Raw genomic sequence first — 13,332 nt, 5'->3', positions numbered from 1 at the left:
TCTTTCTCCTTAGTCTGCGTAAATATCTTCAAATGCTGATTCAAGCGGTGGGAATGGACTTTCTTCTGCAAATTTAACAGAAGCTTCTACTGCTTCTTTGACTTGCGCTTGGATTTCTTCCAATTCTTCGGCACTTGCAATGTTATTTTCAATAAGGTAATTGCGGAGGTTTTCGATTGGGTCTTTTTGTTTCCACAATTCCACTTCTTCACGCGTACGATATTTACCAGGGTCAGATGATGAGTGACCAAGCCAACGATAAGTGACACTTTCAATCAAGACTGGTCCATTGCCACTGCGAACATGGTCTACAGCTTTCTTAAATCCTTCGTAGACATCGATGACATTGTTACCGTCTTCGATGAACATTCCAGGAATTCCATAAGCGGCGCTACGTTGATGGATATTCTCCACATTAGTCATTTTCTTGATATCCGCAGATATACCGTAACCGTTGTTAATGCAATAGAAAATGACTGGCAACTTCCAGATAGAAGCCATGTTCACTGCTTCGTGGAAAACACCTTCATTGGTCGCACCATCTCCAAAGAAGCAGACAACGATTTTACCGGTATTTTGCATTTGCTGACTAAGAGCTGCACCGACAGCAATTCCCATACCACCACCTACGATACCATTGGCACCAAGGTTACCAGCATCAAGGTCGGCGATATGCATAGAACCACCTTTACCTTTACAGGTTCCAGTGTATTTACCAAGGATTTCAGCCATCATCCCGTTGAGGTCAATCCCTTTGGCAATAGCTTGTCCATGACCACGGTGGTTTGAGGTAATTAGATCATCTGGATTGAGAGCTAACATAGCACCCACGTTAGCTGCCTCTTCTCCAACAGAAAAGTGCGTCATTCCTGGCACTTTCCCTTTCTTTACTAATTGCGCAATTTTTAAGTCCATACGACGGATTTCTTCCATCTTACGGAACATCTCTAGCAAAAGATTTTTATCTAAAGTTGACATCTTCTTGCCTTTCTAACTTTCTTCTTTCCTTACTATTTTACCGTTTTTGACAAATACTGTCAAAGTTTTTCTAAAGAAAATTTCACAAAATCAAAAAGAAAACCCCATGAAAACAAGGGATTTTCTTATCAAGAAAATTTTTTCACAAACTTTTTAGCTTTTGGATTTTGCTAAAGATTCAAATCTCTTCATAATCACAGTTAAGCGCCAACGGTAGAGAACCCCACTCACAACCAAACTAATAATCAAGCCGATCCAGTAAGAATAAGCTTCAAAATCTGTTAGGGAATCAAATAGCATAGCAACTGGGATTGCTACGCCCCAATAACCAACCAAACCAAGGTAAAAAGGAATAACTGTATCCTTATAGCCTCGCAAAATTCCCTGAAGCGGTGCCGCAAAGGTATCTGCTAACTGGAAGAAAAGGCTGTAAGTCAAAAAGCGTGCTGTCAAATCAATAAATTCTGGGTCGTTACCATAAAGACTAGCCACATTTCCTCTAAAAATGTAAAGAAAGGTTAAGGTGAAGGCCGCAAAAATGAGGGCAGTCCATCTTCCTAGACCAATATAGGTTTTCGCATCATCAAATCGCTTGGCTCCCACTTCATAGGAAACAACAATAGCCATAGCCGATGAGATACTCATAGGAAAGGCGTACATAAGACTTGAAAAATTCATAGCTGACTGGTGACTAGCAATAATCAAGGATGAAAACTTAGCCATAATCAAGCCAACCACGGAAAAGATAGCCACTTCGGCAAAGACAGTTCCCCCAATAGGCAGACCTAAGCGAACTCCTTCCTTGATTTTATCCATATTAAATGGAATTCGTTTCTCAAGATGTAGAGCCTTGAGCTTCTCCTGTTTAAATAAAACCAGAACAGAAATCCCAAGCAAGACCCAGTAGGCCAAGGATGTTCCTAAACCAGCACCAGCCCCTCCTAGTTCTGGAACACCAAATGCCCCGTAAATCAAGAGATAGTTAAATCCACTATTGAGAGGAAGTAACAAAAGCATGAGGTACATGGACAATTTGGTCAGCCCTAGAGAATCCAGCAAGGAGCGAATGACACTAAAGAGCAACAGGGGGATAATTCCGATAGATAAAAACCAAAGATAGCGAACCGCTACTGCCGCCACCGGTGCTTCGAGTCCAATATGATTCAATATTGACGGTGCCAAGAAAAGCACCATTCCCAGCAAGAGCACAGATAGGCCCAAGGCCAGATAGATGAACTGGTAGAAATCTGACGCAACTTCTTCCTTTTTACCTCGACCAAGATGGTAGCCAACGATGGGCACCAAGGCTGAAACAATACCAGTTAGAAAGGTAAAGAAAGGATTCCAGATACTGGTTGCCATAGACACACCAGCCAAGTCCATGGTATTGTATTGGCCAGTCATAGTCGTATCAACAAAGGATGCAGAATAATTGGCAAATTGATAAATCAGGATAGGGAAAAATATCTTTAAAAATAAGATAAACTTATCTTTAAAATGATGGGTTTGGTACATATAGGCTCTCTATTCTTTTTGTTTACAGAGCAGACTCCCACCTAGTTTTGATAGACGATTTGTCCCTTACAGATGGTGTATTTAACCTGCCCTTTTAAGGTTTCACCGATGAATGGTGAATTAGCTGCTTTTGAAGCAAAATGGGAGTCCACAAGACGGTCAGCCTTAACATCAAAAATAGTGATGTCCGCTGGGCCATTCTCAGCCAAGTAACCTGCTTCAAAGTTGTAAAGCTTGGATGGGTTGTATGTCATTTTTTCGAGTAATTCCATCAAGCTTAACTCACCAGCTTCGACCAAATAAGTCAATCCAAGAGATAGAGATGTTTCTAAGCCAGTCATACCAGATGGCGCTTTGGTAATATCTTCGACATTTTTCTCATCTGCATGATGAGGCGCGTGGTCAGTCGCGATAACTGTGATGACACCTGACTTGAGACCTTCAATCACGGCACGACGGTCTGATTCCAAACGAAGCGGTGGATTCATCTTAGCATTGCTACCTTGTGTCAAAAGGAGCGCTTCGGTCTTAGAGAAATGCTGTGGCGCTACTTCTGCTGTGACTTGCGCTCCCAATCTTTGAGCAAACTCCACTACTTTAACACTTTCTTCCTTAGACAAATGCTGGATATGAACATGAGCCTTGGTCGCATAGGCAATCATGACATCACGCGCCATCATAGCGTACTCAGCCACCCCAGTCGCACCGCAGATATGGAAATGTTCTTTAGCAATGTTTTCATTAAATCCAAGAATCCCATTCAAACCTGGATCTTCCTCATGAAGACTGATAAAGGTATTGAGTTTTTTGGCTTCTTCCATGGCTTCCTTGACAACTTTACTGCTTTCAAGCGGAATACCGTCATCAGAGAAACCAACAGCACCAGCTTCTAAAAGTGCCTCAAAGTCAGTCAAATCTTGCCCATTAAAATTCTTAGTAATGGTCGCAACCGTCTTGACATTAATCTTCTCTTTGGCAGCTGACTGGAGAACTTCTTGCAAAGTCTCCACGTCTGAAATGGTTGGGCTAGTATTAGCCATCATGACAACCGTTGTAAAACCACCTGTGGCGGCTGCTAGGGCACCAGTATGGATATCCTCCTTGTGGGTCTGACCAGGTTCACGGAAATGAACATGAATATCGACCAAGCCAGGAGCAACTACTAGACCACTAGCATCAATTATATCTGCTCCTTCTTCCGTGATATCAGACGCAATTTTGACAATTTTCCCATCTTGAACTAAAACATCACACACTTGATCCAAACCAGACTTGGGATCCATTACACGACCATTTTTGATTAGTAGCATCTGCTTTCTCCTTTATTCATAGAAATCAACTTGGGTATCCAACAATTTATCCCCATCATAAACAAACTTGGCTGAAAAGAAGGGTTTATCTTCTAAAAGCCACCCAACAAAGGTATGGTCACCTTCCCAAGTCGGCTTACTCAAAACCTCATCATAGGGAACCCATTCTAGCGTTCCCTCATTGCAGTCAATCAAGTCGCCCTCAAACTCCGTCACCTTAAAAACATAGGTGTACCAGTCTAAATCTGGTGTAAATTCAGGAAAAGTGATAACACCTTTTAGAACTGGCTTGGCTTTCAGTCCTGTTTCTTCAAGGATTTCACGCGCCGCGCATTCCTGAGGGGTCTCACCTCTCTCTAGCTTACCACCCACACCAATCCATTTTCCTTCATGGACATCATTTGGCTTCTTATTACGATGGAGCATGAGCAGTTCCTTCCCGTTATCAATGTAGCAAATCGTCGCTAACTGAGACATATTTTCTCCTTATCTAAGCCAATCGATTGGCTCTTGTCCTGTTTCTTTTAAGAATGCATTGGCCTTGGAAAAAGGCTTGGAACCCCAAAATCCTCTATAAACTGATAAAGGACTGGGATGGGCTGATTCGATAATCAAGTGATGAGGATTGGTAACTAAGGCCTTCTTCTTACGTGCATAAGCTCCCCAGAGTACAAAAACGACTGGTCTATCTAGATGATTGACCACCTGAATTACAGCATCCGTAAAGGGCTCCCATATCTGCCCAGCATGACCATTGGCCTGTCCAGCCGGAACCGTCAAACAAGCATTAAGAAGCAAGACTCCTTGCTCAGCCCAAGCTGTCAAATCATGAGATTTCTTAACCCCGATATCATCTGACAATTCTTTCAAGATATTTTGCAAGGATGGCGGAGCTGGGATAGAGTCGGGTACAGAAAAACTCAATCCCTGCGCTTGACCTGGCCCGTGATAGGGATCTTGCCCTAGAATAACCACCTTAACTTCTTCAAGCGGTGTTGTCAAGAGAGCCTGAAAAACCTTTTCCTTGGGTGGATAAATAGTCCCTTGAGCATAGACCTGATTCATAAACTGATTGATTTTCCCAAAATAACCCTCAGGTAATTGCGCCTTAATCAAAGCATGCCAAGACGAATGTTCCATAGCCGACTCCTTCGTTTTTACTGCCTCTATTATAGCAAAAAGTGGCTATGGAAACCACTTTTTACAGTTTATCTAAACAATCCAGCAAATCTTGATAAGAATGGACTTCGTAAGTCGGTTGGGCTTGTGTATGATTTTCGAGGTGATGAGGGTTGTACCAAATCGTGTCAATCCCAGCATTATTGCCTCCCTGAATGTCGGCGGTTAGGGAATCTCCAATCATCAGAGTCTTTTCTTTGCTAAATCCTTCAATCTGCTGACCAATCTTTTCATAAAAGAGAGCATCAGGCTTTTGTGTTTGCAACTGTTCAGATATAAAGACTTGATTGAAATAAGGTGCCAGACCCGATTGAGCCAAACGACCTGTCTGAATGGCCGTTATTCCATTTGTCGCAGCATACAGCTCATAATCTCGCTCAATGAGGCAGTCTAAGAGTTCATGAACTCCCGAAATCGTTTGTCCCTGTTGGGCAAGGTAAAATTGGTAACGCTGGGCTAAAAAACTACCGTCTTTTTCCTGTCCAAAGTGAGCAAATAAACGAGAAAAGCGCGTGTTAACCAGCTCTTGTTTACTGATTTTCTTTTGCTCCAAGTCCTTCCAAAGAGCCTTGTTCATAGGAATGTAATAGTCTTTATAAGCCTGAAGATCTGCAACTCCTTCTTCTTTTAGAAGTTGAGTTAAAGCCACATCCTCAGCAGCATCAAAATCAAGCAAGGTGTGGTCGAGGTCGAAGAGTAGAAATTTGTAGGACAATTTTGGAAGATTCCTTTCTAAGTGGGGGCAAAGGTTCAACAGGGGGTGCATATTATGTAGATACTAGGAATCATTTATTCAATTTCCAATCCGTGTAATCAATGCTACTATTCATCCCATATTTCACATTAGGAATAAACACATGTATATCCCTTAAGTATTTTTTATTATTTGATACAGCTTGTAGTAGTATTCCTCGAGGTACATCTTCTGATTCATTATCATAGATCGCCTCAACCTGATAATATACTCTAAAATCTGTTTCTGATTTATTTGAAGCTTTGGTAATGCAATTTTTTATTAATTGCTTATAAACTCGTTGAGAATTTCCATAGTCTGTGTTTAATTTAAAACCATTACCGTTAGCCCAAGGTGTTAGAGGTACTACATTTTCAATATTTGTTTTTCTTGAATTAAATCCAGATAAATTACCAATTAGCATAAACCCAAGTAAGTGTCCTGTATGAAAAATGGAACCACTGTACTGGCTTTTACCTTTTGATGTCCTATCTTTAATCGTTCTGTGTGAAAGTAACGCCCTACCTATACTAACTCTTTCCTCCTTTCTTACATTCTCAGCAAATTCTTCTAAATCGATTCGTTCTGAAAAGATTTTTTCATTAAAATTTATAAAATGCGGTAAATTAAAACTTCCATAACCATTATAAAATTTTTTTAATTCTTCTATATCATCAATTTTTAATTGTTCCAATACAGATTTTGTGATACTATATACTGCCTGATGAAGGTGAGGGTAACCCATATTTCTACTCCTATTAAAAACAAACTAACAAACTTATTATAACATATAGCTAGATAAAACTTCGAAACTAATTCAATTTTACTTTTATGAATTTATCCCAACATTTTTGTTCTACCCTAATTTTTGTTGATGGAATTAGACTATCATATAGTGTTTGCACCCCCTCTATTTATCCATAAACAAAAAAGTGAGCAAGAAATCATGATTTTATTTCCTGCTTATTTTTGAAAATAGAAAAAAACAGATCCCAAAAGATAGGACGTCTGCAAGCTCTCCCAAGCAGAGGTACACCAACTCTTTTCTAACTTTCTTTTTTTGTAATTTCATCATCCCACCCATCTATCTATCATCCTATATCAGAAAAAACCATTCGAACCAGTTTATCATCAACATTTCTCAGAATAAAGGCATTCTAAGAATCGAATAGGTTAAAAACCTTTAATATCCGTGTAATTCTAGACTTAGAATCCCTATAAACTAAATGTTTTCGCACTATTTTAAGTCATTGATTACCTTAAATTTTAATTTTTGAAGGATTCTAAAGCTAGAATTGCTCAAAGACAATGAAAAAAAGCTATTCGAAACTTAGAAAAAATTTTCCTGAATTTCATTGTCACTTGAACGAATAACCTTACAATTCTTCCGATGTGCTTTGAGTTTTTTGCTAGCCCAATCATAGTGGCTTGACGTGCTACTGACAAAGTAAGAACCTAGACTTGTCCCTCCTGTCCACTTATAGACACCTTTGGTAAAGAGTTCGTCATTGCTAAAGCTTTCCATCAGTTCTAAAACCTCTTTATGCGATTGTTCTAGGAGTCTGGTCGCTTCTTCTAAGGACGTTTTCTGGTGCCTCTTCCAAAAAGCGACATTCAGTTCTCCATAAGTTTTCCAATTATAAGGTTCAGGGAGAAAAGGTCTTTCGTGACCTTTTTGATTAGAATGTACCCAAGTTAAAAGTAATCGTTGCCATTCATAAAGATGGATCAAAACATTCCGTAGATTTTTATCTCTTTTCCAGTGCGCTTCCTTTTTCTTTGGGTCTCTTGAAAAATCAAATGGATGCTGTAGCTCATCTTTACTTAGTTGGGAGATGAAATGATTGAGCTTTTCATAGTCTCCCTTAGAGGCCAGCATTAGCTCCTCTTTTGTTTTCGGTCTAGGCACAGGAGTACTCCCTTCATATTGCTAGTTATTATGAGAATTTTTTCTCCTGTAGTCTTTGTTCAAGATTTAAAATTACAAATCTTTATAACTTATCCTTTAATTTCTCAACAAAGAGATAAGCTGCTGGACAGGTCAAGGTATTTTTAATTGTCAAATGGTTGATTTGATGGATTTTCTTACGGTCTGTATGGGGGAACTCTCGACAGGCCTTTGGACGAACATCATAGATAGAACAGAGGTTATCTCCTCCTAAAAATGGGCAGGGCATGGATTTGAAAACCTTATCCCCATCTTCATCTACCTGCAAAAACTCTGCTTCAAAAGCAGGTAATTTCATCTTAAAATACTTGGCGATTCGTGTAATATCCGCTTCTTTAAAGTCAGGCCCCAATGTCTTGCAACAGTTAGCACAAGCTGTACAATCAATTTCCTCAAAGACTTCTTGGTGAATCTGCTGGGCTAGCTTATCTAGATTTTTAGGCGGCTTTTTCTTTAAGTTGGCTAAAATTTTACGGTGCTCCTTTTGCTTTTGCAAGGCTAGCTGGTGGTAATACTCAATATCAATTTCTTTAGACATGGTTTCTCTCTTATTCTATTTGCTCCCCCTATTATATCATGCCTCTTGCTCATTGCAAAGTGGACTTTACAAGACCATACTTTTCCAAAATGCGCCAAAAAACCTTGCAACTAGGTTACAAGGTTAATGACATTAATCGAAGTTAACGTATTCTTTTTGAAGTTCAAGAACTTCTTCCATTGTTGAACACTCTGTAAGGGCACGGTTAGCGTACTCTTCCATCTTAGCAGTATCCAATTTCTTCATCAAGCTACGTGTACGAAGTACAGATGTTGCTGACATAGAGAACTCATCCAAGCCCATTCCGACAAGAAGTGGAACAGCTTTTTGGTCACCAGCCATCTCACCACACATACCAGCCCATTTACCTTCAGCGTGTGCTGCCTTGATAACGTTGTTGATCAAGCGAAGGATTGATGGGTTATATGGTTGGTAAAGGTATGAAACTTGTTCGTTCATACGGTCTGCTGCCATTGAGTATTGAATCAAATCGTTTGTACCAATTGACATGAAGTCTACTTCTTTTGCAAATTGGTCTGCAAGCATCGCTGCTGCAGGGATTTCAATCATGATACCAACTTGGATATCATCCGCAACTGCAACACCTTCAGCAAGAAGGTTTGCTTTTTCTTCTTCATAAACTGCTTTGGCTGCACGGAATTCTTTCAAAAGGGCAACCATTGGGAACATGATACGCAATTGACCATGAACAGAAGCACGAAGAAGGGCACGGATTTGTGTACGGAACATTGCATCTCCAGTTTCAGAAATAGAGATACGAAGGGCACGGAATCCAAGGAATGGGTTCATTTCATGTGGCATATCGAAGTAAGGAAGTTCCTTATCTCCACCGATATCCATTGTACGAACAACCACTGGTTTACCATTCATTCCCTCAAGAACAGCCTTGTATGCTTCATACTGCTCGTCTTCTGTTGGGAAATCTTGAGAATCCATGTACAAGAACTCTGTACGGTAAAGTCCAACAGCTTCTGCACCGTTGTTGTTAACACCTTCAACGTCTTTTGGAGTACCGATGTTAGCTGCCAACTCGAAGTGTTTACCGTCAGCAGTCACTGTTTGAGCATCTTTCAAAAGTGCCCATTCAGCTTTTTGTTTAGCATAAGCTTCACCAGCTGCTTTAAATTCTGCCGCTTGTTCATCTGTTGGGTTGATAATCACTTCACCAGTAATTCCGTTAACGGCAAGGATATCGCCGTCTTTCACTACTTCAGTGATGTTATTTGTTCCCAATACAGCTGCAATTTCAAGTGTACGTGCCATGATAGCTGAGTGGCTTGTACGTCCACCGATGTTTGTTACAAAAGCTTTTACAAAGTTTTTGTCCAATTGAGCTGTATCAGATGGTGTCAAGTCATGCGCAATCACGATTACTTCTTCATTGATAGAAGCTGGGTTTGGCAATTTCTTACCAAGAAGATTTGCCAATACACGTTTTGTCACGTCGCGGATATCCGCTGCACGTTCTTGCATATATGGGTTGTCTTCCATGCCTTCAAAGATAGTGATGAACATGTCAGTCACTTCTTTAAGACCTGCTTCTGCATTGACTTTCTTAGCACGGATTGTTTCTTTAATCTGACCAATCAATTCTGGGTCAGCAAGAACCATCAAATGAGCGTCAAAAACTTGAGCCGCTTCTTCACCAAGCGTACCTACAGCTTTCTCACGGATAAGAGAAAGCTCGTTTTGAGAAGCTTCAAGAGCTACATCCAAACGAGCCTCTTCTGCGTTTGTATCTTCGACTGAAACAGTCTCGAATGACAAATCCGGTTGAACGAGTAGATATGCTTTTGCAACTGCAACACCATCAGATGCTGCGATTCCTTTAAGCATTTCTGTCATTTTCCTTATGCCAATCCTTCTTTTTCCATTGTTTCTGAGATTGCAGCGATAGCATCATCTTCATCTGCACCTTCAGCTGAGATAGTTACGTCAGCACCTTGGCCAACACCAAGACTCATAACACCCATGATTGATTTAAGGTTAACTGATTTACCTTTGTACTCAAGAGTGATATCTGAAGCAAATTTGCTTGCAGTTTGTACCAACAATGTTGCTGGACGTGCGTGAATACCTGTTTCTGCCACTACGTGGAAATCTTTAGAAGCCATAGTTTGACTCTCCTTTTGTTCTTTCTTTTTTGAGTTATATGTGATAACCCTTACAATTTGGTATTATATCATCTTCTAGGATTTTTTTCAAGCATTTTATGGGATTTATTCGATTTCCTTTCAGATAACTTGCTGAAAATCTTCTATTCTAGATAACAAAACACAGGATATAGTTTTCCAAAAAACTACTTCTAGGATTATCATCACTATTTTACAAAGCAAACACTACATATTGTGTTTTGTGAGCTTGAGCATAAAAATAGACCACTATATTTAGTTTTAAATCATTGACAAAAATTTATTTTCTGATATACTAAGAAAGTAATCTATTTTGAAAGAGGAGTTACACAATGGTAACCGTTTATTCTAAAAACAACTGTGTCCAATGTAAGATGACCAAACGTTTCTTGGACAGTAATAATGTCGCTTATCGTGAAATCAATCTTGATGAGCAACCTGAGTACATCGATCAAGTTAAAGAGCTCGGTTTCAGCGCAGCTCCTGTTATCCAAACACCAACTGAAGTCTTTTCAGGTTTCCAACCAGGAAAATTGAAACAATTAGCATAATCTTAGTACATCATCCAGAAGAAACTGCTTCTAGGGCTAACTTAGAAGCCTTTCTTTTGTAATTAGATAAGGGAAATTTTATGGGATTAAAACATCTTGAAGACGTGACTTACTTCCGTCTCAATAACGAAATCAACCGTCCTGTTAATGGACAAATCATGCTTCATAAAGATAAGGAAGCCTTGGATGCCTTCTTTAAAGAAAATGTAGTTCCAAACACTATGGTTTTTGATTCAATCAAAGATAAAATCAACTACCTCATTGAACACAACTACATCGAAACAGCCTTTATCAAGAAATACCGTCCAGAATTTTTGGAAGAATTGTCTCAATTTATCAAAGAACAAAACTTCCAATTCAAGTCTTTCATGGCAGCTTATAAATTTTACAATCAATATGCCTTGAAGACAAACGACGGTGAATATTATCTTGAAAGCATGGAAGACCGTGTCTTCTTTAACGCCCTTTATTTCGCTGATGGGAATGAAGCTATTGCAATCGATATTGCCAATGAAATCATCCACCAACGCTACCAACCAGCTACTCCTTCCTTCTTGAATGCTGGACGTGCTCGTCGTGGAGAGTTGGTATCCTGTTTCTTGATTCAGGTAACAGATGATATGAACTCTATCGGACGTTCTATCAACTCAGCTCTTCAACTTTCACGTATCGGTGGTGGTGTGGGAATTACCCTCAGCAACCTTCGTGAAGCTGGTGCACCTATCAAAGGATATGAAGGAGCAGCTTCTGGGGTCGTTCCAGTTATGAAACTTTTCGAAGATAGCTTCTCTTACTCAAACCAATTGGGTCAACGTCAAGGTGCTGGTGTTGTCTACCTCAATGTCTTCCACCCAGATATTATCGCCTTCCTTTCAACTAAGAAAGAAAACGCCGATGAAAAAGTTCGTGTAAAGACTCTTTCACTTGGTGTTGTAGTACCCGATAAATTCTACGAACTAGCTCGTAAAAATGAAGAAATGTACCTCTTCAGCCCTTACTCAGTAGAGCTTGAATACGGTGTGCCATTTAACTACATCGACATCACTGAAAAATACGATGAGCTAGTCGCAAATCCAAATATCCGCAAGACAAAAATCAAGGCGCGTGATTTGGAAACTGAAATCTCTAAATTGCAACAAGAATCTGGCTACCCTTATGTAGTCAACATCGACACAGCTAACCGTGCAAATCCTGTTGATGGTAAGATTATCATGAGCAACTTGTGTTCTGAGATTCTTCAAGTCCAAGAACCAAGCTTGATCAACGATGCCCAAGAATTCCTTCAAATGGGAACGGATGTTTCATGTAACCTTGGTTCAACCAACGTGGTTAACATGATGACTTCACCTGACTTTGGTCGTTCTATCCGTGCTATGGTGCGTGCCTTAACTTTCGTTACAGATAGTTCACACATCGTAGCTGTTCCTACCATCGACCACGGAAATAGCCAAGCTCATACCTTTGGTCTTGGTGCAATGGGACTTCACAGCTACCTTGCCCAACAATTGATTGAATATGGATCGCCTGAGTCTGTTGAATTTACAAGCATCTACTTTATGCTTATGAACTACTGGACCTTGGTAGAATCAAACAATATCGCGCGTGAACGTGGTATTACCTTCCATAACTTTGAAAAATCAGACTATGCTAACGGAAGCTACTTTGACAAGTATGTAACTGGCGAGTTTGTTCCAAAATCAGAACGTGTTAAGGAACTCTTCAAAGATGTCTTTATCCCAAGTGCTGCTGATTGGGCTGAACTTCGCGACAAGGTTCAAGCAGATGGTCTTTACCACCAAAACCGCCTTGCTGTAGCGCCAAATGGTTCTATCAGTTACATCAACGACGTTTCTGCTTCTATCCACCCGATTACGCAACGTATCGAAGAACGTCAAGAAAAGAAAATCGGTAAAATCTACTATCCTGCTGCTGGCTTGTCAACAGAAACCATTCCTTACTACACTTCTGCCTACGACATGGATATGCGTAAGGTGATTGATGTCTATGCTGCTGCAACTGAGCACGTGGACCAAGGACTATCACTCACCCTCTTCATGCGTAGTGACATTCCAAAAGGTCTTTACGAATGGAAGAAAGAAAACAAACAAACGACACGTGACTTGTCAATCCTTCGTAACTATGCCTTTAACAAGGGTATCAAGTCTATCTACTACGTCCGTACCTTTACAGATGATGGTGGAGAAGTCGGTGCCAACCAATGTGAAAGCTGTGTGATTTAATCTTTCCTTGAGAAAACTACTTTTTCTCAGATAAGTGATTCATTCACCCTGCTAAACTAGAATAAGCATCTATACTATGAAATAACAAAAAGTCGGGCTTCCGACTTTTTGTGCGATACTCCTCTAGAATTATGATAAAATAGAAGTAATTGTGAGTTCGCAATACTAAACACAGAAAGAGATTTCA

Annotated in this window: 13 protein-coding genes; 2 read left to right on the top strand and 11 right to left on the bottom strand. The window is 40.0% G+C overall.

Going from position 1 to position 13,332, the window contains the following annotated elements; all coding sequences use genetic code 11:
* Positions 1-9 precede the first annotated feature (9 nt).
* The 11 genes from O3599_RS00335 to O3599_RS00285 all read right to left on the bottom strand — a co-directional run bounded on the left by O3599_RS00335 (position 10) and on the right by O3599_RS00285 (position 10,336).
* Positions 10-978, bottom strand: coding sequence for a thiamine pyrophosphate-dependent dehydrogenase E1 component subunit alpha (locus O3599_RS00335; protein WP_247939194.1), 969 nt, complete (start codon positions 976-978; stop codon positions 10-12).
* 153 nt (positions 979-1,131) lie between these two features.
* Entirely contained in the window at positions 1,132-2,493 is a 1,362-nt protein-coding gene (gene pdrM / locus O3599_RS00330; protein WP_247939195.1) for an MATE family efflux transporter, read from the bottom strand.
* Between the two features lie 41 nt (positions 2,494-2,534).
* On the bottom strand, positions 2,535-3,803 hold the full coding sequence (locus O3599_RS00325) for a dihydroorotase (protein WP_247939196.1): 1,269 nt from the start codon (positions 3,801-3,803) through the stop codon (positions 2,535-2,537).
* Positions 3,804-3,815: 12 nt separating this feature from the next.
* A complete protein-coding gene (locus O3599_RS00320) occupies positions 3,816-4,280 on the bottom strand; it encodes an NUDIX domain-containing protein (RefSeq protein WP_371511673.1) in 465 nt (154 codons plus the stop codon).
* Positions 4,281-4,289: 9 nt separating this feature from the next.
* Positions 4,290-4,943, bottom strand: coding sequence for a uracil-DNA glycosylase (locus O3599_RS00315; protein ID WP_247939197.1), 654 nt, complete (start codon positions 4,941-4,943; stop codon positions 4,290-4,292).
* A gap of 61 nt (positions 4,944-5,004) precedes the next feature.
* On the bottom strand, positions 5,005-5,697 hold the full coding sequence (locus O3599_RS00310) for a YjjG family noncanonical pyrimidine nucleotidase (protein WP_247939198.1): 693 nt from the start codon (positions 5,695-5,697) through the stop codon (positions 5,005-5,007).
* 70 nt (positions 5,698-5,767) lie between these two features.
* Positions 5,768-6,460: a DNA-entry nuclease gene (locus tag O3599_RS00305; protein ID WP_247939199.1), complete on the bottom strand. Its 693-nt coding sequence runs from the start codon at positions 6,458-6,460 to the stop codon at positions 5,768-5,770.
* Positions 6,461-7,045: 585 nt separating this feature from the next.
* The gene (locus O3599_RS00300; protein ID WP_247939200.1) at positions 7,046-7,624 is read right to left on the bottom strand and encodes a ClbS/DfsB family four-helix bundle protein; all 579 of its coding nucleotides are present in this window, start codon (positions 7,622-7,624) and stop codon (positions 7,046-7,048) included.
* A gap of 82 nt (positions 7,625-7,706) precedes the next feature.
* Positions 7,707-8,201: a YkgJ family cysteine cluster protein gene (locus tag O3599_RS00295; RefSeq protein WP_247939201.1), complete on the bottom strand. Its 495-nt coding sequence runs from the start codon at positions 8,199-8,201 to the stop codon at positions 7,707-7,709.
* Positions 8,202-8,333: 132 nt separating this feature from the next.
* Positions 8,334-10,067: a phosphoenolpyruvate--protein phosphotransferase gene (gene ptsP / locus O3599_RS00290; protein ID WP_004241506.1), complete on the bottom strand. Its 1,734-nt coding sequence runs from the start codon at positions 10,065-10,067 to the stop codon at positions 8,334-8,336.
* Between the two features lie 5 nt (positions 10,068-10,072).
* Positions 10,073-10,336: a phosphocarrier protein HPr gene (locus O3599_RS00285; RefSeq protein ID WP_247939202.1), complete on the bottom strand. Its 264-nt coding sequence runs from the start codon at positions 10,334-10,336 to the stop codon at positions 10,073-10,075.
* 350 nt (positions 10,337-10,686) lie between these two features.
* Between O3599_RS00285 and nrdH the strand changes: the two genes are divergently transcribed.
* On the top strand, positions 10,687-10,905 hold the full coding sequence (gene nrdH / locus O3599_RS00280) for a glutaredoxin-like protein NrdH (RefSeq protein ID WP_000259240.1): 219 nt from the start codon (positions 10,687-10,689) through the stop codon (positions 10,903-10,905).
* A gap of 80 nt (positions 10,906-10,985) precedes the next feature.
* Positions 10,986-13,145: a class 1b ribonucleoside-diphosphate reductase subunit alpha gene (gene nrdE / locus O3599_RS00275; RefSeq protein ID WP_247939203.1), complete on the top strand. Its 2,160-nt coding sequence runs from the start codon at positions 10,986-10,988 to the stop codon at positions 13,143-13,145.
* Positions 13,146-13,332 lie beyond the last annotated feature (187 nt).

The organism is Streptococcus sp. 27098_8_103 (assembly GCF_041432345.1).
GTDB classification, from domain to species: domain Bacteria; phylum Bacillota; class Bacilli; order Lactobacillales; family Streptococcaceae; genus Streptococcus; species Streptococcus mitis_BV.
Note: the sequence above shows the minus strand (reverse complement) of the source record. Positions and strands in the feature narration are given on the sequence as shown.